Here is a 20428-nt window from a genome sequence, read left to right on the forward strand (position 1 = left end):
TCTTGCTATACTCAAGCTGTAAACATTCAGCTTTTGATGCAAACTCACATTTTCACTGAATATCATCATAGGACTTGGTCTTTCATTAGGTTAATCTGTTTTATATGGGATTAACCAATGCAAATGGAAATGAATATGGCGGCCTCATCGAATAAGAAATTGTCACTGTGGTCATTAACTTCGCTCGTCGTAGGTTCAATGATCGGTGCCGGTATTTTCTCTTTACCTGCAACATTTGGCCGTGCAACCGGTGGTTTTGGTGCCCTTATTGCCTGGATTATTGCCGGGGGAGGGATGTTGACTCTGGCCTTTGTATTTCAGACATTGGCGCAGCGCAAACCTGATCTTGATTCTGGTGTTTATATCTATGCTAAAACCGGGTTCGGTGATTATGCAGGTTTTGCTTCGGCAATTGGTTTTTGGGCCGGAGCATGTATCGGCAGCGTCTCATATTTTGTATTGATCAAATCAACACTGGGAGCCTTCTTTCCACTTTTTGGCGACGGTAATACATTATCGGCTGTTTTAATTGCGTCATTCATTCTGTGGAGTTTCCATTTCATGGTGTTGCGTGGCATCAAAGAAGCCGCAGCGATTAATACCATCGCGACTTTTGCTAAGGTCATCCCGATATTTATATTTATCATCGTCTTGGCATTTGCATTTCACACCGATACATTCGCCTTAAATTTTTGGGGCACTCAATCTTTAGGGGCTGTTGGTGATCTCTCCCATTTGGATGATTATGGTTATACCGGCCATGCTGCCTTAGAAATAGCTGCTGGGTCTGACAGCCTATTTTCACAAATTCGCAGCACGATGTTAGTCACGGTATTTGTTTTTGTTGGTATTGAAGGGGCGAGTGTTTATTCCCGCTATGCCAAAGAAAGAAAACATGTCGGTATCGCCACGGTTTTAGGTTTCATTGGTGTTTTATGTCTGTTGGTGCTGGTCACTATGCTCTCTTATGGTGTGTTGCTTCGCCCCGATCTTGCGGCTTTGCGCCAACCATCAATGGCGGGTGTGCTAGAACATATTGTGGGCCGCTGGGGAGCGATATTTATCAGCATCGGGCTGATTATTTCTGTTATGGGCGCCTATTTGTCATGGACGTTGTTAGCGGCGGAAGCGCTTTATAGCGCCGCTAAAAGTAACATCATGCCGCAGATATTCACGACCGAAAATAAGCACGGCGTACCTTCAGCGGCAGTTTGGATGTCGAATATTTTTATCCAATTATTCTTAATTGTTACGCTTTTCACCGAGTATGCTTTCCAACTGGCATTGGAGTTAACCAGTTCGCTGGTTTTGATTCCCTATCTTCTCGTCGCTGCCTATGGGCTGAAATTGGCCTGGACTCGAGAAACATACCCTGTGGGTTCAACAGACCATAAGAAAGATTTAGTTTTTGCTTTAATAGCCACGTTATATGCCATATTGATGGTCTATGCTGGAGGCTTGAAATACATATTATTATCAGCAGTGATATACGGTCCTGGAACCTTATTGTTTATTATTGCTAAACGTGAGCAGAAAAAACCGGTTTTTTCTGCCATTGAAAAATGTCTGTTTGCTGTGGCACTCATCGCCGCTGTTGTAGCACTCTACAGCCTTGCGACAGGCATAATTGCGGTGTGATAAGATTGCTATATTAAGTGAGGATAGTCAGAGGCGAAGGAATCTGAATATTGCTTGCAATACATTATTGGTATTAATGTGTTCGGATAATTCCCCTATTTTTACAATGGGTGGGCTTGATCTATAACACAGACTACGACAGGATCGCGCTGGAATAACCTGCTATCAGGTTAGTGTTGGTTTGGTTTTTGATAAAAATATCCAATAAAAAACGCGGTTTTTCTTATGCAGGGTCACGGCTGGTGTGTTTTTACCAGTAGGTATTGCTTTGAAAAAACAACAAAATATTACCCAGAATAGCGATTATTCAACGGGAATTGGCGATGCGCAATTTGCGCTCGTGGTTTTACTGACAACATCATGTTTGCTGATTGCAATAACGTTGATTGTGATCCTATGGCTAATTTGATGCGCCATGGCAATTAGGGAGAATGTATGGATAAGGGTTTGTTTGATGACAATAAAGTCATTGCACTGATCGGTTTACTGTTGGCGGCACTTATTGTAGTGAGTACGATGTTTGTGATGACCTATATGGCGGATCGTCAACGCAACGAAGTACAAACTATCGATGTGCAAAACTGCTACAAAAAGATCTGAGAACTTTATTCGCCGGATAGCGCTAGTCTGCATTCAGGCGAATAATTGCATTGCGGGATGTTATGCCAGTTTCTGATGGATAGCATGCAAGGGCAAGGCAATATTAAGGTCAATATCGGTATTTTGTCTGAAATCATACGGGGTTATGCCGTAACGTTTTCTGAACATATAAGTAAAGTGGGACTGTGAGCCAAAGCCAAAGTCCAACGCAATGTCAAAAATAGTGCTGTCACTGCTTCTGAGTTGGTAAACAGCCCCTGCTAAGCGCCTTTCTCGAATGTATTTACCTAGCGATATGCCTGTAACTTCTTTAAATATTTTTTGCATATGCCAAAGCGAATAGCCCGAATACACGGCTAATTCTTCGAGGTAGATGACTCGCCCCAGATGGGTTTCGACCCATTTACTGAGGGCGCAGACTAACGCGAGATGATTTTCTTGTGACATTATTTAGTCTGTTTTTTCTAGTTAGGAGTAGTGCAGTATACACAAGTTGAATCTAACAACACAAAACACCAAATTGACCGCTAGCGAATGGCTGGAGCGCTAAAGACTTTTCAGCGAATGCTTGCAAAAGAGCTTTCTGGTGCCATAGTAAAAGGGTAGTGCCATCTGAATGGGAAATTTCCCAAGGGTAAAAGGTTGAGTTTGGAAAAATAGAAATTAAAAATGATGAGGTGATCGCATGTTGATAACAGTGATTATGACTCTGATAGCGGTTGTGGGCGTAACCGTCTTTCTAAAGATGCCAGTAATGGTTCTGCATAAAGGTAAAGGCGCAGGAGGTGATGAACTGTGAGGTTAGGAATATTGTGATCGGCATATATAAAATGAATTCTTCCTTGAACCAGGTGATTGATAACTATCATACCTGGTTTTTTTATGCCTAATTTTTGCCATACCTCGTGAGTCCTCCACATCATATTTGTCTTTTTTTACAACAATGAACCTTTCAGCAACTGAAACAGTGTATTGAATAACTCTCCCTAGGTTGCTAATTAACCACAGATAATTGCAGAATGGTTTAGCGGTAAAGGTGAGGATATGACACGGTCGGCTAAAGAAATATTTTAATCAGCGTGATATCCTTGCGCGATATTATTGTGAAGGAATTATTCATGTCTGAAATGTTCACTAATGACCAAGAGCTGGTCTCTGATCTGGTCGCCTGCCAATTAGTTATCAAACAAATTCTGGATGTGATCGATATCATTGCCCCCACGGAAGTGCGGGATAAGATGTCGCATCAACTTAAATCTATCGATTTTTCTACCCATCCAGCGGGTGCAGACCCGGTAACAAAGCGAGCGATTGAGAAAGCCATTGCGCTGATCGATATGAAGTTTACGCAAAAATAACGAGTACATTAGGCGAAAGCCAGTGGTACAGAACTACCCAGAAGCCAGTCGGGTGAGTAGCGGGTTAATAACTAACCCGCAAACTGATTACTCAAGTATGTTATTGCCTATCTTTTTCACTAAAGGGCAATTACTGACGCCAATAATGCCATTTTCACCGTTGATAAATTGGGCGGTGGCAATAGTTCTGGCCGTCAGATATTTACATTGTAAACCTATGCCTGCTGCGTTCTTCTCACTGCCAATAAGTACGCCATAGCCAGAAAAGAGCAAGCCAAGGTATATGATTGCGGCGACTAAGAACAACCTGAATAAACTCATGTAGTCACTCCCTGTAATTAGTTTTACTTATTTTGTAGCGAGTATATTTAGCAGTTTAACTTGTAATGATGAGTCGGTTAATAGTAAAAATCCTAAATCATTTTGATTTATAGGATAAACCATCATTAAAGTGCTCTTTTAAGACGATAACAAACATTAGTAATTACATCTTGGCTATAAATGGTTGATGTTTAATACAGTATAATTTAAAAAAATGTTAAGTAAGGTGCTCGATTTGAACATAAAGAAACTTGTTGCAACGGTAGGTATCATTGCCGTTTGTTGCTTGTTTTATCTATTAGCCCTTGATAGCTACTGTGATCAGGGGGGGACTTTCTCTACCGGTATTTGTACTATTACTTCGATTATTCCATGGTAAGGATAGGCGACTCATTTTATCTATAATAACAGTTGAAAACTATTACTATGAGTTATCTTTATTAACGGTTAATTAACCACAGGGATTTACCTTTGTGGTGGGCAGAGTGATAAGATAGCCTCTTCGCCACGCATGTAATAGGTAATAGGGTAGTCAATGTCAGACACAACTATGGGCGCACTTGGTGCCATCCCAATCGCTTTATCACTATTTACTGTCATTTTTTTCTTGATAGTTTGGTTCTTTTTGAGCCGTGCTAGTGTACGAGCAAATGAACAGATCCGCTTGTTACAAGACATCGCTGAACAGCAGAGACAGCAAACAGAATTGCTCAAAGCATTACTGGAAAACGCCACGGGCGTCAGTGATGGGCAAAGTGATAGCGATATCGTTTCTCCCCTCGATTTTAAAGGTTTTATTCCCGAGAGATAACATTCATCGCCATTCTGACACTGCCCATCGGCAGTGTCAGAATGATGAGCCAGTACTCTCTTTCCCTAACTCCCTCTGCATGTTTTATATTTTCCCTTTCGCACGCCACAATAAACCCTACTAGCTGTCATAAATTTGTCTTAATTTCGCCGTAATGTAGCCAGAACTTTTCAGGAGAACGGTGATTCGGATGATTAAATGGTATGAAGAGAGTGACAGCGAAGTGAACAGAAGCATTGCATTACTTACCGGTGAAGATCCAGATAAGTGGTATCCCTATGGTGGTATCAAAGGTAAGGACTATTGCAAGAACCCCTCAGATGCATGGCCTATCATCTACGCCAACAAAATTGGCCTCTATTCGCCAGAAATTAATGATAATAATCAGTGGAATGCCAGAATTACTAATCCGCAAGGCGAGTGGCAAGCTTATAGCCAAAGCCCTTTGCGTGCGGCAATGATCTGTTATCTGCTTAGCCAGGAAGTTTGAGCAGCGGAGTTGATGATTTTCAGCAGAATATCCCGTGAGTAGGCAGTAACGGGAGTGACAAACGGTAAGAAGTTTTTGACGACTTTCGTGGAGCTGATGATGAAACGTATCATTAAAGGGGATTCAAATTTATCACACCTGGTTATTGCTCATGCAGCGATTGACCACCATCAAAAATCCTACGGCGAGCGGCGTCAGGGCTGGCCTTCAACTTATCTTATCCGCTATAAAAATAATCGTGTTGCCGTTGAGGTTGTCACTCGACGTCAGTCATATGTGGCCACATTAATGATTGGCGCTCGAAATTTGAGCAAGTTATGTGGCATATCTGCGTTACATCCCTGAGTATTACCTCAAGGCTCATCAATGCAATGCTCAGCTTATATAATGTAAGCTGATTGATTGCTGCTCAATTGTCCGCGAACCACCTTTATTCTTGATGCAATCAGCTTTAAGTGTTAAAAAACCGCCGCAGATTCATTTACGAAAGGCGCTGTTACTACACTAATGGGTAACAGGTGCGGCAGAGGGCAGGATGGAACAGCAGTTGCAGGATTCAACACTAAAACGCGGTTTAAAAAATCGACATATTCAGCTGATTGCTCTGGGTGGGGCGATTGGTACTGGACTGTTTCTAGGAATAGCGCAAACCATTAAAATGGCTGGCCCCTCGGTGATACTGGGTTACGCCATCGGCGGCTTTATTGCCTTCCTTATTATGCGCCAACTGGGCGAAATGGTCGTTGAGGAGCCTGTTGCGGGTTCATTCAGTCACTTCGCCTATAAATATTGGGGCGATTTTGCTGGATTTTTATCTGGTTGGAATTACTGGGCCATGTTTATCTTGGTCGGTATGGCTGAATTGACTGCCGTCGGCATTTATATCCAATATTGGTGGCCGGAGATCCCGACGTGGGTTTCAGCTGCAGTATTCTTTGTTCTGATAAATGCTATCAATCTCGTTAATGTCCGTATGTATGGTGAGACCGAATTCTGGTTCGCTATCATTAAAGTCGCAGCCATCATTGGTATGATTGTATTCGGTGCCTATCTGTTGGCGTCTGGTTCCGGTGGGCCAAATGCCTCGGTGACTAACCTCTGGGCGCAAGGAGGCTTTATGCCTCACGGCCTTAGTGGGTTGGTGATGGCAATGGCGGTAATCATGTTTTCTTTCGGCGGTCTGGAGATGGTCGGTATTACCGCCGCGGAAGCTGAAGACCCGCATCACAGTATTCCTAAAGCGACCAATCAGGTTGTCTACCGCATCCTTATTTTCTATATCGGCTCATTGGCGGTGCTGCTTTCCCTTTATCCTTGGGGGAAGGTGGTTGAGGGCGGTAGTCCTTTTGTCATGATTTTCCATGCACTGGACAGTAATCTGGTGGCAACCATTCTGAATGTGGTGGTTTTGACGGCTGCACTATCCGTCTACAACAGCGGCGTCTACTGTAATAGCCGCATGCTCTTCGGTCTGGCCTCTCAGGGGAATGCTCCTAAGGTACTGACCAAAGTGAATAAGCGCGGCGTGCCTATTCTGTCAATCGCACTGTCCGCGTTGGCGACCTCAGCAGGGGTGGTTATTAACTATGTCATGCCCGGCAAGGCCTTTGAATTGCTAATGGCGCTAGTGGTTTCAACCTTGGTCATCAACTGGGTCATGATCTGTCTGGCTCACTTGAAATTCCGGGCGGCGAAAGTGAAAGAAGGCGTCGAGCCGCGCTTTAAAGCATTATGGTACCCTTACGGAAATTATCTGTGTCTGGTATTTTTGATGTTAATTCTAGTCATCATGTATCTGACTGAGGGCATTCAAATTTCAGTATTGATGATGCCCGCATGGATTGCACTGCTGTGGTGCGGATTTATGCTTACTCGCCGTAAATATAAGAACAATCAACCCGCAGCGAATGATTCCAGCGCAGTCTGATGTGATTATTATGTGATGGTAAAATAGCCGGGTGGAATAATTCAACCGGCTATTTTTTTGTATGAAGTTGCTCAAATCATTATCTATTGTTTAAATACGCAGCAATAAATAAAGTAAATAATTGAAAAGTTATAATAGGTTATGACTATCAACTATGATAAAGCATTGTCTGTTAATTGAGATTAATTCTTAACAACTCAATATAACCCCTTTAACAATATGGTTAATGGGTTATATAATAAATTCAATTAGAACTGCCAGCGCATCCATGTAAACAAGACATTACCGTTATTATAAGTACCGGGAATATAGGTGGTTTGTAGCGCAAACTTATTATATTCAATCGAGATAAGCGGCAATGGTAGCGGTATTGGAATGTAATGATATTCATGACGCGCGGTAATACTGGCGGTGAAGCCAATACCAAAACGCCAGCCATCCATTTCCCCCGGTATCCACATTTTTTGATAGCCATAACCTATAATGGGCTCAACTTCATTGTGCGAGTCCATAAACGCCATCGCATACACTGCATGCCAGTTGTTATCTTCATCATAGCGATATTTGCCATAGCCGATACCCCAAGGCCTTTCGTTGTATGACTCTATCTTGTCATCATCATAGGTCCAGCGGTTATGCCAAGTATTCAGTGGGATATACAGCTCCTGGTTGGGTGAATCCCAAGTCAATGAGATGTTATTCATCAAACGTTGCCATAGGCTGTCATTGCCCGCAGAGGGCGTAATCTTACTATCTATAGGGGATAGGGCTGAGGAGTCTTTGTCATTAGCAAGAGCTACTGAGGTCTGGCTCAACCATAGGCCACTGACAAATACGGCCTTGATAATATGTTTGTAATTCATGGTGTAACTCTCTGATGCTGATAAGGTGAAATAAGATCTCTTGGCATCAGATAATCTTTGTACCTATCAAAACTAATGACGAATAAAGCGTTATTTATAATGTGGTAAGGTTATAGAGCCAAACTTAAACGATTCTATAACGAGTAACTAATATAGAGTTTTAAACTGCGCGACAGAGTAATTAAAATTTAATTCTGGCACATCAAGAAATGTCTTAATCTGTTTTTTTTAGCACAATTTGCTAGCATATTTAACAAGATTTCACTGCATAAAACTGACTAAAACAAGAGGGTTTTTAGTATATTTATATAGATTAAATAAAGTGTAATTGCACTCCTCTGGTGCATTTTGTTCAATGTGACCGGTTTATTGCACCTATATGACACAATAAAGCCTTATTGAGATAACGTATTTTTCGTCTTCGAATATTATATTTTGATTTGTTCTTTTTGATTAGAGAATTGCTCAACCGCAGCTTAGTGAAAAGATCATTTTTTCGCCTCTGGTGTGAATCGAGAAATAAGATATTTATGTATTTTTACCCTGAATTATTTTGAGAGCATAACCTGAGGCTAAGTAAGGAGTTAGCCTAGTGGAGTGAAAGGGTTTGATCATCTGGCTGGGGTAGGCGCGCTACCGGAACAGAAGCGACGATATATTCAATTATTATATATTTAATGCTAATAAATTTTATACCAATGCTGTTTTCTGCCATCAGTTTGGGATGGAAACCACGAAAAAATCACGTAAGCAGTATTATAAAAAGAGTTAGCTTAAATGTTAAAAACCAGTAAGAAAGCCGGATATGACAGTATAAAAAAATAGAGCAGAAAATACGATGACCTTCAACAATTTTTAGCATATTTACGCATTCTTTATGTGCAACCGTTTCAAATATGTGCGACAGGTTCACCCTTGATTAAAAATGGCTTGCCATCGAATACAGAGTATGTGATAACGCATATGGGTAAAACGAGGTACAGTTCTGTATATGTGTGGCATTTTCAGTAAAGAAGTTCTGAGTAAAGACGTTAGCGTTGAATACCGCTTCTCTGCCGATCCTTATCTTAGTGCCTCAAGCAGTAACGACTCTAGTTTGTCTATGTAAACGCCCACGGGCGAGTTAAACAATCCAAAGGAAATACTCAAGATGGCAAAGATCAAAGGTCAAGTTAAGTGGTTCAACGAGTCTAAAGGTTTCGGTTTCATCACTCCAGCTGACGGCAGCAAAGATGTGTTCGTACACTTCTCTGCAATCCAGGGTAATGGCTTCAAAACCCTGGCTGAAGGCCAGAACGTAGAGTTCGAAATCCAAGACGGTCAGAAAGGTCCGTCTGCAGTAAACGTTACTGCAATCTAATCAGCTCTTTTGCTGTTAAAAACCCGCCTTTGTGCGGGTTTTTTCATATCTATAGCCAATTAAATCAGCAAATTAAGGCAATATAATTAAGCCGGAATACTGATTGCGGCCTTTAATGCCGGGATGAGTAGGGTCTATAGCCTGTTGTTGGCTAGTGCGACGAAAGCTGGTGTATTTGAACTGCGGTTTATCATTATCCACGTCATGCGCCACGGTAGAGCAAATGGTACAACTCCCGACCCGATCTACTTGATGAATTCCGGCATTATGCAGTTGGTGCTCAGCAATTGCGGCGAGGTTAAGATGGCGAAAACGGGGTGAAATGATATTTTTCGCCAGTGGTAGCTCGTTAATAAACCTTTCCACCAACTCTTCATTGACTTCGTAACAGCATGAGCGGGCGGCTGGCCCTATTGCGGCAACCCAATTTGCTGGGTCATCATCGCGGGCAATCCGTTCAACCATTTTTAAGATAATGCCATCTAATAAGCCGCGCCAGCCAGCATGCACCACCGCAATGCCTTTTCCCTGCCGTTGACTGAAGATAACCGGTAAGCAATCTGCCGTCAGTACCGTCAATAGGATACCCGGCTGCGTGGTATAGAGACCATCGGCGTCGCCACACTCTTGTCCCGGCGTGATGACATCAACAATCGTGGTGCCATGAACCTGCTTTTTATTGGCTTGAGAAGCTTGATAAGGCCGGAGACAGTCAGGCAATAGGGTGGATTTATTGCCAAAGCCATGGCAGATACTGGTGATTCGGCTGAGTTGTGGTGAAAAATCAGTCATAGGACTTACCTAATGAAGAAAAAATACGCCATTCAGTGTAAGCCGTTTTTTAACTTATTGACCAGTCGCCATTTCTTTTAAACTGCCGTTAGCGAATTGTTGCAAAATAACGCATCTTGTATCACTGTTTTGGCACCTTATTACGCGGTGGATAGGGTTTAATGGTCACTATCATTCAAGCGGCCCTTTAGGATAGATCCCCGTGATTTCTAAACCAAAAAATGACTCTAGCAACTTTATTCGTTGGCGCTTTAGCTTGCTATGCGGTTGTATTTTGCTTTCATTTTTTGGTCTGGTGGCCCGGGTTGCCTGGTTACAAATTATTGAGCCGGACCCGCTGGTGAAAGAAGAGGACATGCGCTCGGTGCGGGTCGTCGCAACACCGAACACCCGCGGCATGATTACGGACCGCAATGGGCATCCACTGGCGGTCAGTGTGCCCGTTGAAGCTATTTGGGCTGATCCTGCATCAGTGCTGGAGAAAGGCGGGGTGGGTGTTTCTGAACGCTGGCAGGCATTGGCGCAGGAACTCAATATGCCACTCGATCAACTTAACCGCCGAATCAGGCAAAACCCCAATGCTCGGTTTATCTATCTGGCCCGACAAGTCGAGCCGGATGTCGCCGAATATATTCAGCGCCTGAAATTGCCCGGCATTGCAATAAAAGAAGAATCGCGGCGCTTTTACCCTTCTGGCGATGTAGCGGCCAATCTGGTGGGCTTTACCAATATTGATGATCAGGGAATTGAGGGCATCGAAAAGAGTTTTAACTCGCTACTCAGTGGCACCGCGGGCAGTCGGGTGGTGCGTAAGGATCGTTTTGGCCGAGTGGTTGAAGATATTTCCTCCACCGACAGCCATCCGGGGCAAAATGTTGAGCTTAGCATTGATGAGCGGCTACAGGCGGAAACCTCCCATGCTCTGAGCAATGCGGTAATGTTTAATAAGGCTGACTCCGGCTCGGCAGTGGTTATTGACGTCCATACCGGCGAAATTCTGGCTATGGCGAATTATCCGACCTTTAACCCCAATAATCGTGCTGGCACCCCGGAGGAGAATTTCCGCAATCGGGCCATTAGCGATATTTTCGAGCCGGGCTCAACCGTTAAACCGATGGTGGTGATGACGGCATTACAACGCCACTTGGTAAAACCTGACTCGGTGCTGGATACCCATCCCTACATATTGAGTGGGCATCAAATTAAAGATGTCGGTTTTTATCCGGCACTGTCACTGACTGGCGTATTGCAAAAGTCGAGTGATGTCGGGGTTTCTCGCCTGGCGCTGGCCATGCCCGCCTCTGCTTTGATGGAAACCTACACACTGTTTGGTTTAGGTAAATCGACGCAATTGGGGATTACCGGCGAGAGTAGTGGGCTGATGCCACACCGCCCACGTTGGAGTGATTTAGACCGCGCGACTTTCTCTTTTGGCTATGGCCTGATGGTGACACCGCTGCAACTGGCCCGGGTCTACGCCACTATTGGCAGTTTCGGGATTTATCGGCCCCTGTCGATTACCAAAGTTGATCCGCCGGTGCTGGGGCAGCGGGTATTCCCAGAGGTGTTAGTGCAGCAGGTTGAGCACATGATGGAAAGTGTGGCACTGCCCGGTGGCGGCGGGATAAAAGCTGCGGTAAGGGGATATCGGGTTGCGGTTAAAACCGGTACCGCCAAAAAGATTGGGCCCAATGGCCAGTATATTGATAAATATGTGGCCTATACCGCCGGTGTTGCTCCTGCCAGTGATCCTCGATTTGCTTTGGTAGTGGTGATTAACAACCCCCAAGGGGGCAAATATTACGGCGGTGCAGTTTCGGCCCCGGTATTTAGCGATATTATGGGGCAAATCCTGCGCACCATGAATGTGGAACCCGATGCGATACCCACAGATATAGTTCGGCATAGTTGATATTGGCTGTGAATTCACCGAGTTAAACCGTGGCTTGCAACAGTTCAAGGGCTTCTTTAGACTAACGCCGCGTCTGCCGCTAATTCTGGCAGTTATTAATTTGTTATCTGGAATTCAACCATGTCTTATCAGTGCCCCCTTTGTCATCAGGCCATGCAGCAGAGCCAGCAACAGTGGCGTTGCGGCAATAACCATCAGTTTGATTGCGCCAAAGAGGGTTACGTCAATTTAATGCCGGTGCAGCATAAAGGGTCGAAACAACCCGGTGACAGCCCGGAGATGATGCAAGCCCGGCGGGCATTTCTGGATGCAGGGTACTATCAACCTTTGCAGCAGCGAGTCTGTGAGATTCTGGATCAAGCACTCCCTCAAGATGCCAACATGTTGCTTGATATTGGTTGTGGTGAAGGTTATTACACCGCAGCTGTCGCTGACCGGCTAAATCGGCAGCGCCAAGTATCAGTATTCGGGCTAGACGTGGCTAAAGTCGCCGTAAGATATGGGGCGAAACGCTACCCGCAGGTACATTTCTGTGTGGCATCCAGCCATCGGTTACCTTTTGCTAATCAATCCCTTGATGCAGTATTACGTATTTATGCGCCTTGCAAAGCGGCGGAGCTGGCCCGAACGGTGAAACCCGGCGGCATTGTGGTTACCGTGGCACCCGGCCCTCGTCATCTTTATCAGCTTAAAGCACTGATTTACGCTGAAGTACAGCTTCATGATGATACCCCAGAGCATCTCGACGGTTTCGAGCTGGTCCGCAGCGAAAAGTTGGCTTATGAGATGCAGCTAACCGGTAAGCTGGGCTTCAATTTATTGCAAATGACACCTTTTGCCTGGCGCGCATCGATTGAAACCGGGCAAGAATTGGCTGCGCGGCAGAAGTTTAGCTGTGAAACCGACTTTGTCATCGCCTTACATCGGCGCAAAGAAGATTCTGTCGTGGCGGACCCACCGGTCGAGGGCAACTAAGGCGTATGTATACCCAGCCAGGTTTGGCCTGATAAGTTTCGGGCCATGTCGTATCGAGGTTGGCTGTAAGCTATGGGCGTAAAATCCCCTTAAGGGAAAGAGTATTATAATAAAGCTGCGTAATTATTCCCTGGTACAAAAATATATTATTAACTTAAGTTAAATTTTTGGTGTGTTATTTTTTATTATAAGGCTATCTATTTCAAATCTAAGTTTCGCCAAGTTCTTCCGCCGGATTCAGTCACCAAAATAGAGGGAATAAATCGTATTTGTTCGGCAATTTTTAGTGCTAAATCAGCCACTTCTTGTTTGTTTAATGTACCGCTACCATAATTAAATTCACCTTCCGGCAGTTTATATACTTTTTCTCGCCCGATAAGCCGGGTAAATCCGGCATCAACCATTTTCTTATTTAAGGTCTCGTAATCGCCTTCCACGGCATTATGCAAAACGACACTGACCGTAAAATACGGCATATCTATTTTCCAATCTATTAAGTGATGATATTTATATATCACACCCTAGGAAACGATATTTTGACCGACGTCTAATTGCGGGAAATGCAGCAAAAATAACCTTGCTAAAGTTGTGTCAATGCGGGGCCAGATCAATGGCAAATACTGATGTCAGCATGTGGGTGGCAAAGGAGGCCACCCACTTAACCTGTCAGTCTCAAAGAGCGAGTGATAAACGATTGCGGCCGGCGTGTTTTGCCGCGTAACAGGCGATATCGGCCTGACGCATCGCTTGTGCGGCATTTTCAGTTTGTGGGGTTAAAGAGACCGCGCCCAAGCTTGCCGTGAAGGAGTAGGATTGACCGTGCCAATGGAATTGGATAGAGGCTATGTCCGCGACTACAGTTTCCAACACCTCGGTGGCTGACTTGTTTTGGCAATTAAACAGCACGATAGCAAACTCATCGCCGCCTAGCCGTGCTACCAAGTCGTTCTCACGCACTGCTTGCTGCATGGTTTGCGCTACCATCCTCAGCACCATGTCACCGGCTTCGTGACCGGCACTGTCATTAACATCCTTGAAATAGTCTAAATCGACGTAGCAGAGAATATGCTGTTCATCATGACCCAATTGGCTGATGGCTTGATTTAGTCGCTCCTCCAGGCGCCGCCGGTTAATCAACCCGGTCAGCATGTCATGATTGGCTTGATATTGCAGTTCACGCTGCTCATGGCGCGCGCGGGTGACATCCTGGAACACCACCACCGCACCGGTGAGGAGGTTATCGCGATCACGAATAGGGGAGGCCGAACAGCGAATTTCCTGGCGCTCACCTTGGCTCGACAACAACTGGCTGCCTTCTGGCAACAGAGTATGACGTCCTTCACTCAAGCACTGCTGGATGGCAAGTAATTGGTTTTTATCTTGTAAAGGGGACCACAGAACAAAGACTTCTTCAATGGGCAAACCGCAGCACTCATTCTGGCTGCGCCCGGTCATCTCTTCAGCTTTAGGGTTCATTAATTCCACGCGGCCTTCACTATCAAGAGAGATAATTCCTTCCTGAATGGATGACAACACCCGGTGCAGTTGCTCACGCTCTTCATAACGTGCGACTTCGCTGGCACTTAAGGCATCTTCGCGCTGTTTCCGCTCACTCATGTCGCGGATGATTTTGGCATAGCCGAGCAGTTTGCCGCTATGGTCATGTATCACGGTAATGACGGTAACGGCCCAATAGCGGGTCATATCTTTGCGAACCAGCCAGCCCTCACGTTCTACCCGACTGGTTGATGCGGCAGTTTTCAGCAGTTTTTCTGGTAAGCCCGCAGCAATATCTTCAGGTAAAAAGAAACAGCCGAAGTGTTGGCCAATAATTTCATTGCTGGGATAACCAATATTACGTTCTGCGCCATGGTTCCAGGTATTGACCCGGCCCCAAGGGTCCAGCATTAAAATGGCATAATCTTCCACCGTATCCACCATCAGGCGAAAACGCTCTTCGCTGATACGTAGTGCCTCTTCCCGCTGGCGGCGCTCGGTCAAGTCACGGACAATTTTGGTAAAGCCCAATAGCTTGCCGCTGTCATCATGCATCGGATTAATCGCCACACTGGCCCAGTAGCGAATACCGTTTTTGCGCACATGCCAGCCTTCGGTTTGGAAATTCCCTTCAGCGATAGCTTTTGCGAGTGATTTCTCCGGCAGACCGGCAGAGATATCCTCCGGTGTAAACAGCAGTGCAAAGTGTTCACCGATGATTTCATCACTGGTATAGCCTTCATTGCGCTCCCCGCCTTTGTTCCAGGTCAGAATGCGGCCATGAGTATCTATCATGTAGATAGCATAATCTTCGACTTCACTGATCAGGTGGCGAAACTGTTCCTCACTCTTGCGCAGGGCATTTTCTCGCTGCCATTTATCGGTCAAATCGCGGGTAACATGCACAAAACCTTGTAAATTTTGCTCTGAATCGTGCAAAGCACTGAGTGTAAGATTGCCCCAAAAACGTTTGCCATTTTTGCGAACTCGCCATCCTTGAGTTTCATAATGACCAAACTGATTGGCATGAATGAGCCCTTTTTGCGGGAGCTCACCAGCCAAATCTTCCGGCGTGTAAAATAGCTCGAAAGAGTGACCAATGACTTCTTCGGCGTTATAGCCGGTATTGCGTTCAGCACCGTTGTTCCAGGTCAGGATATGTCCTTGAGCATCAATGATATATATGGCGTAATCATCTACAGCTTCAATTAATAGCCGAAAGATGTGATCGTCAAATGATGCCGGGTGCAAAGCCATTCCTGTATTCCTTGAATTTTTATTCAGTAGCTTATCGCTGCACAGAGTTATGCCCAGAAAATTTAATCTGTTGGCGCGATATAAATGATTGGCCAGTCTATCGCTAACCTGCAAAACAAGGTAATAAGATTTTTCTTGGTAGCAATAAAAATAAATAAAAAGGAAGTCAAAGAAATCCTATTACGGGTCTTCATATTGCACCAGACCACTGAATACGCGGCTTTCGGCGATTATTGAGTCAGTTGCATCGCGGCACTAAATAATAATTTACCTTATTAATAATAAGGGCAAATTGGCGTGGTAATGTATAAAAATAATGACTTAAGTAGGGAGGGTTAATTAATTCCGAGCCAAACAGCGTCAATTTACAGAATAATGCCACGCTAATATTATTTTTCTCACACGAATCAATAACGTTACCAGCAGAGATCAGGTTTATTACATAACAGATCTAATTCTTTTACGACCGCAAAAATAATCCCCCAGAAGTGCAGAAATGCTTGCATCAGCAAGTGTTATCCGGATAATTCCGAATCTTTATAATAAGCATTCTCATTAGTGGTAAGTTTGCAAAATTCAGGGGCATCAAGACGATGAATAAATCTATCTCTACCCGCGCGGATCAGAAACGGCTGGCGCCGCGTCTTTTGTGCGTGATGATCGGTGCTGCTCTCGGCACGCTATCAGCCTCTTCATGGGCGGCGACAACAACTAATTCTGCGGCTGACAGTGTAAAAAAAACCAGCCCGGTAGCGAATAGCGCACAAGCTGATGAAGCCAAAAAAACCGACACCATTACTGTAGTCGGGACGCAGGATACTTTCCGGGCGGGTGGCAACGATTTAATCCCAACCTATTTGGATGGTCAAGTAGCTAATGGCGGCCGTATCGGCTTCCTTGGGCAACAAGATGCCCGTAACGTGCCATTTAACGTTATTGGTTACACCTCTAAATTGGTGGAAGATCAACAAGCGCGGACACTAGCGGATGTGGTCAGTAATGATGCGTCAGTGCAGAATGTACGTGGCTATGGTAATGCATCGCAAAACTTCCGCATCCGTGGTTTTAACCTTGATGGCGATGATATTTCATTCGGTGGCTTGTTCGGTGTATTGCCACGCCAGGTTATTGATACCAGCATGGTCGAGCGAGTTGAGGTATTTAAAGGCCCGAACGTATTTGTAAACGGTATTTCGCCAAGTGGTAGTGGTGTGGGCGGGATGATTAACCTGGAACCCAAACGAGCAGGTGACACGCCACTGACTCGCGTTAGCTTGGATTATACGTCTTCTTCCAAGGTGGGGGGGGCGCTGGATGTAGGCCGCCGCTTTGGTGACAATGATCAGTTCGGGGTGCGAGTCAATGCGTTGCACCGGGAAGGTGAAACCGCTATTCATGACCAGAAAGAGCGTACTACCGCAGTCTCTACTGGTTTAGATTACCGGGGCGAGCGCGCTCGTACTTCTTTAGATATTGGCTACCAAAAACAAACTGTACACGGTATGCGTACTGATGTCGGCATTGGTAGTGCAACAGTGATCCCGGAACCACCAGCAGCCACCTTAAACTACGGTCAGCAGTGGGTATATACCGATATGGAAACCACCTTCGGTATGCTGCGCAGCGAATATGATTTAAGCCAGAATTGGACAGTTTACGGCACTATTGGTGCCAGCCACAATGATGAGACCGGGCAATACGGTTCACCTATCCTGACGGATAATAATGGCAACGCCACCATTAGCCGTCTATATGTGCCTTATATCTCTGATTCTATTGCTGGTATGGGGGGCGTTCGTGGACATTTTGATACTGGTTTTATTACACACAAAGTAAACGTGGGTTATGCCGCCAACTACCGCACTGCAAAATCAGCGTTTAATATGTCTGAGCCAGTCAATACCAATATTTATAATCCAGGCGTTGTTCCTTTCCCTCCTACATCCACTCTGCCAGGCTATACCAGTGCGAGTCAGAATCCGACGCTGAATAGTCAGGTTCGCGCCAGTAGTATTTCGGTGTCTGATACCTTATCCGCGATGGATGATAAAGTGCAGTTAATGCTGGGGCTGCGCCGTCAGGATCTGGTTATCCGCAACTTTAACAATGGCGTACCCGATAGTGCCAATATCCAAGATGCGATGAAAGTGACGCCAGTGTATGGTCTGCTGGTAAAACCGTGGGAAAATGTTTCTCTGTATGCTAACCACATTGAAGCATTATCTCCGGGGAGAGTGGCGCCTTGGTACACCGCTAATGCTGGTAATGTAACCGGTATTGTGCATGCTAAACAGAATGAAGTTGGGGTGAAGTTTGATAACAAGCGCTATGGCGGTACTCTAGCACTGTTTGAAATCACCAGACCTGCTGGTTCTATTGATGCGGTAACCAACAAATACACCTTAAGTGGCGAACAGCGTAACCGGGGTGTTGAGTTGAATGTATTTGGTGAACCCGTCTTTGGTACTCGTCTGTTGGGTAGTGCGGTCTGGTTGGATCCAACTTTGACGCAAGCGCAAGACAGTAAGAATAATGGTAACTATGCTATCGGTGTAGCTCGTTACCAGTTAGTTCTTGGCGGTGAGTATGATATCAAAGCGGTTGAAGGCTTAACGGCTACTGGTACTGTGACCCGCTCAGGTTCACAATATGCTAATGAAGCCAATACCTTGAAGCTCAAGCCGTGGACTCGTCTGGATCTGGGCATGCGTTATACTATGCCGTTGAAAGAGACTAACTTAATCTGGCGTGCCAACGTTGAGAACGTGACCAATGAACGTTATTGGGAGTCTGTGGAAGATAGTGGTGTTTATATGTATCAAGGCAATCCGCGTGAGTTGAAATTATCAGTCTCAATGGATTTCTAATCAGATGTTAATGCCAGTCTGATTGATGGGCATCTCAGCAATAAAAAACCCCGCGATTCTTCAGGAATGCGGGGTTTATTTTTGGCTGCTAATAATACTGCGCCACTGACTTTATTTTACCATGAGAATAAAATGGCGCTTATTATGCGGCGACACGATAAATGTGTTCATAAAGAATATTAAAGCCGATGGCAATCAGCACGATACCGCCCGCTATTTCAGCACGTTTACCCAGCAGTGGGCCGATATAACGGCCAATCAACATACCGAGCGTTGCCATGATCATGGTCGCTAATCCAATAGCCATTGCGGTGTGAACAATATTGACTTGCAAGAACGCCAAGCCAACACCAATAGCCATGGCATCAAGGCTGGTGGCGATAGCGGTCATAACTAAAACCCAAAAACTGTGGCTTCGCATTTTTTCAGTTTCTTCAACTTGCTGTTTAGCGCCTTCAAAAATCATGCGGCAACCTAAAATAAACAGCAGGCTAAAAGCGATCCAGTGGTCCCATTCCAAAATATACTGACTGGCGAACAGGCCAATACACCACCCAATAAGGGGGGTAATAGCTTCTATCACACCAAAGATAAGGCCGGTGCGTAGTGCTTCTCTAAAACGGGGTTTATGTAGACTGGCACCTTTACCAATAGATGCAGCAAAAGCATCCATAGACATGGCAAAAGCAAGAACAAGAGTTGCAGATAGATTCATAGAAATAGTCTCGGCCGGGCGGCTCCATATACACGTAACCCACCCCCAACCTAACGACGGAGCTACGTGTCTATGGTCTCGCCAACCTTACCTGGCTGCCCGCACCACGTTCCAAAAACAGAACGAGTATGTTGATACGGGCGTTTCTATATATCGATATATCAATTCAATATATCGAACAGAAACCGGCTACTCCCCATGAACGGCGCAACCTTAACATATAAATTCTAATATCGACAACCCCAAATATAATATGGCAACTTGGCAGTATTGATAATGATTTTCATTATCGAAGTTTTAGTGATAAATAGCACATATAAGCATCAATAATGGTGTGGAAATAAGCGGGGAAGGGGTGAGAGATAATGTCGGGAAATTAATCAGTTAACTCAATGTTCAATAGATTAACTTCCCAAAAGGTGCGGCTTTATGATTGATTTTCAATGAAAAAGTTATAAATTTTTTCTAGATCATCTAATTGCTTAACCTGGATTAGTAATCTGCGCTGCTCTAAATCAATCACTAAAATCCCATCTTCAGATAAATTCATACTTTTTATTCGGCTATATTCAATAAAAGCATTAGCGTAGAAGAACCCTGTATTTTTAAACAACAACTTGGGCCAGCGGATATAAGAGATATAAACCGCAACTAACGCTAAACCCACTAATAAATAGGTGGTTAAAGCTGCACCATTCGCCATAACATTATTGTAAATAAGAATAGCAATCAGCCCGACAAAAATTGCGCAGTCGATTTTGTTTTTACGTTTCAGGTGGACTTGTAGCAGGGTTTTGCCTTTCATCATATTCATGATGAACTCATCATAGATGGCATAAGCAAGCAGCAGGACAATAAAAACTATCAAAACAAGGTCAGTAACCGACATGCAATAACTCCTGTATACCCGTCATCTTCCAAATTGCAGGTGTGGTGGTAACTCTGTTCGCGGCCGGTGTAAGCTCATCGGAATAAACCTCTTTGCCGCCTTCCTGCACGTTAAACCGATAGGGCATAGGATGAGATCCTATCTGAAATAAATAAC

The 20428-nt window shown here is 44.8% G+C and carries 22 protein-coding genes and 1 riboswitch; of the genes, 13 read left to right on the plus strand and 9 right to left on the minus strand.

The window, feature by feature from the left end:
* Positions 1-135 precede the first annotated feature (135 nt).
* Positions 136-1638: an amino acid permease gene (locus tag N0H69_RS12215; RefSeq protein ID WP_050146309.1), complete on the plus strand. Its 1503-nt coding sequence runs from the start codon at positions 136-138 to the stop codon at positions 1636-1638.
* Positions 1639-2073: 435 nt separating this feature from the next.
* Entirely contained in the window at positions 2074-2238 is a 165-nt protein-coding gene (locus N0H69_RS12220) for a hypothetical protein (protein ID WP_050152229.1), read from the plus strand.
* Positions 2239-2298: 60 nt separating this feature from the next.
* Here N0H69_RS12220 and N0H69_RS12225 read toward each other — a convergent pair whose 3' ends face one another.
* A complete protein-coding gene (locus N0H69_RS12225; protein ID WP_032898754.1) occupies positions 2299-2685 on the minus strand; it encodes a helix-turn-helix domain-containing protein in 387 nt (128 codons plus the stop codon).
* Between the two features lie 671 nt (positions 2686-3356).
* Between N0H69_RS12225 and N0H69_RS12230 the strand changes: the two genes are divergently transcribed.
* On the plus strand, positions 3357-3596 hold the full coding sequence (locus N0H69_RS12230; protein ID WP_050097354.1) for a DUF2766 family protein: 240 nt from the start codon (positions 3357-3359) through the stop codon (positions 3594-3596).
* Positions 3597-3683: 87 nt separating this feature from the next.
* Here N0H69_RS12230 and N0H69_RS12235 read toward each other — a convergent pair whose 3' ends face one another.
* Positions 3684-3917, minus strand: coding sequence for a YobH family protein (locus tag N0H69_RS12235; RefSeq protein WP_050109113.1), 234 nt, complete (start codon positions 3915-3917; stop codon positions 3684-3686).
* 235 nt (positions 3918-4152) lie between these two features.
* On the opposite strand from N0H69_RS12235, the gene mgrB reads away from it, so the two are divergent.
* The 5 genes from mgrB (at position 4153) to N0H69_RS12260 (ending at position 7145) form a co-directional block, all read left to right on the plus strand.
* Positions 4153-4296, plus strand: a complete 144-nt coding sequence (gene mgrB / locus N0H69_RS12240) for a PhoP/PhoQ regulatory lipoprotein MgrB (RefSeq protein ID WP_005170546.1) — start codon at positions 4153-4155, stop codon at positions 4294-4296.
* A 156-nt stretch (positions 4297-4452) separates the two neighbouring features.
* Complete coding sequence (locus N0H69_RS12245; RefSeq protein ID WP_050109114.1) at positions 4453-4728, plus strand: YebO family protein; 276 nt, start codon at positions 4453-4455, stop codon at positions 4726-4728.
* Positions 4729-4918: 190 nt separating this feature from the next.
* Complete coding sequence (locus tag N0H69_RS12250) at positions 4919-5218, plus strand: phage protein NinX family protein (protein WP_050121114.1); 300 nt, start codon at positions 4919-4921, stop codon at positions 5216-5218.
* A 99-nt stretch (positions 5219-5317) separates the two neighbouring features.
* On the plus strand, positions 5318-5563 hold the full coding sequence (locus N0H69_RS12255) for a DUF4060 family protein (protein ID WP_005170540.1): 246 nt from the start codon (positions 5318-5320) through the stop codon (positions 5561-5563).
* Positions 5564-5753: 190 nt separating this feature from the next.
* Complete coding sequence (locus N0H69_RS12260; protein WP_050146181.1) at positions 5754-7145, plus strand: amino acid permease; 1392 nt, start codon at positions 5754-5756, stop codon at positions 7143-7145.
* A gap of 248 nt (positions 7146-7393) precedes the next feature.
* On the opposite strand, the gene pagP is transcribed toward N0H69_RS12260, so the two are convergent.
* A complete protein-coding gene (pagP, locus tag N0H69_RS12265; RefSeq protein WP_050152228.1) occupies positions 7394-8008 on the minus strand; it encodes a lipid IV(A) palmitoyltransferase PagP in 615 nt (204 codons plus the stop codon).
* Positions 8009-8999: 991 nt separating this feature from the next.
* Here pagP and N0H69_RS12270 point away from each other — a divergent pair.
* Both N0H69_RS12270 and cspE read left to right on the plus strand, forming a co-directional pair.
* Complete coding sequence (locus N0H69_RS12270) at positions 9000-9116, plus strand: DUF2627 domain-containing protein (protein WP_002211058.1); 117 nt, start codon at positions 9000-9002, stop codon at positions 9114-9116.
* A gap of 42 nt (positions 9117-9158) precedes the next feature.
* Complete coding sequence (gene cspE, locus N0H69_RS12275) at positions 9159-9368, plus strand: transcription antiterminator/RNA stability regulator CspE (protein ID WP_002221949.1); 210 nt, start codon at positions 9159-9161, stop codon at positions 9366-9368.
* Positions 9369-9440: 72 nt separating this feature from the next.
* Here cspE and pgeF read toward each other — a convergent pair whose 3' ends face one another.
* Positions 9441-10160 carry a peptidoglycan editing factor PgeF gene (pgeF, locus tag N0H69_RS12280; RefSeq protein ID WP_050152227.1) on the minus strand — a complete coding sequence of 240 codons (720 nt, stop codon included), beginning with the start codon at positions 10158-10160 and terminating at the stop codon, positions 9441-9443.
* 202 nt (positions 10161-10362) lie between these two features.
* Here pgeF and N0H69_RS12285 point away from each other — a divergent pair, with 202 nt between their 5' ends.
* Both N0H69_RS12285 and rlmA read left to right on the plus strand, forming a co-directional pair.
* Entirely contained in the window at positions 10363-12072 is a 1710-nt protein-coding gene (locus N0H69_RS12285; protein WP_050146184.1) for a penicillin-binding transpeptidase domain-containing protein, read from the plus strand.
* Positions 12073-12192: 120 nt separating this feature from the next.
* A complete protein-coding gene (rlmA, locus tag N0H69_RS12290) occupies positions 12193-13047 on the plus strand; it encodes a 23S rRNA (guanine(745)-N(1))-methyltransferase (protein WP_050152226.1) in 855 nt (284 codons plus the stop codon).
* Between the two features lie 197 nt (positions 13048-13244).
* Here the strand turns inward: rlmA and N0H69_RS12295 are convergent, their stop codons facing one another.
* Together N0H69_RS12295 and N0H69_RS12300 are read right to left on the minus strand one after the other, a co-directional pair.
* Entirely contained in the window at positions 13245-13523 is a 279-nt protein-coding gene (locus tag N0H69_RS12295) for a hypothetical protein (protein ID WP_050109120.1), read from the minus strand.
* 196 nt (positions 13524-13719) lie between these two features.
* Entirely contained in the window at positions 13720-15801 is a 2082-nt protein-coding gene (locus N0H69_RS12300) for a PAS domain S-box protein (RefSeq protein WP_050152225.1), read from the minus strand.
* A gap of 593 nt (positions 15802-16394) precedes the next feature.
* Here N0H69_RS12300 and N0H69_RS12305 point away from each other — a divergent pair.
* Positions 16395-18668 (plus strand): TonB-dependent receptor, encoded by a 2274-nt coding sequence (locus N0H69_RS12305; RefSeq protein ID WP_050152224.1) that lies wholly within the window; start codon positions 16395-16397, stop codon positions 18666-18668.
* 142 nt (positions 18669-18810) lie between these two features.
* Here the strand turns inward: N0H69_RS12305 and mntP are convergent, their stop codons facing one another.
* The 3 genes from mntP to N0H69_RS12320 all read right to left on the minus strand — a co-directional run bounded on the left by mntP (position 18811) and on the right by N0H69_RS12320 (position 20399).
* Positions 18811-19383, minus strand: a complete 573-nt coding sequence (gene mntP / locus N0H69_RS12310; RefSeq protein ID WP_032911140.1) for a manganese efflux pump MntP — start codon at positions 19381-19383, stop codon at positions 18811-18813.
* 10 nt (positions 19384-19393) lie between these two features.
* Positions 19394-19593, minus strand: a riboswitch (yybP-ykoY riboswitch).
* 217 nt (positions 19594-19810) lie between these two features.
* On the minus strand, positions 19811-20272 hold the full coding sequence (locus N0H69_RS12315; protein WP_050109123.1) for a DUF986 family protein: 462 nt from the start codon (positions 20270-20272) through the stop codon (positions 19811-19813).
* Positions 20259-20399 carry a hypothetical protein gene (locus N0H69_RS12320; protein WP_155410771.1) on the minus strand — a complete coding sequence of 47 codons (141 nt, stop codon included), beginning with the start codon at positions 20397-20399 and terminating at the stop codon, positions 20259-20261. The genes N0H69_RS12315 and N0H69_RS12320 overlap by 14 nt, the downstream gene beginning before the upstream one ends.
* Between the last annotated feature and the right edge of the window lie 29 nt (positions 20400-20428).

This window comes from Yersinia alsatica (assembly GCF_025133195.1).
GTDB lineage: Bacteria > Pseudomonadota > Gammaproteobacteria > Enterobacterales > Enterobacteriaceae > Yersinia > Yersinia alsatica.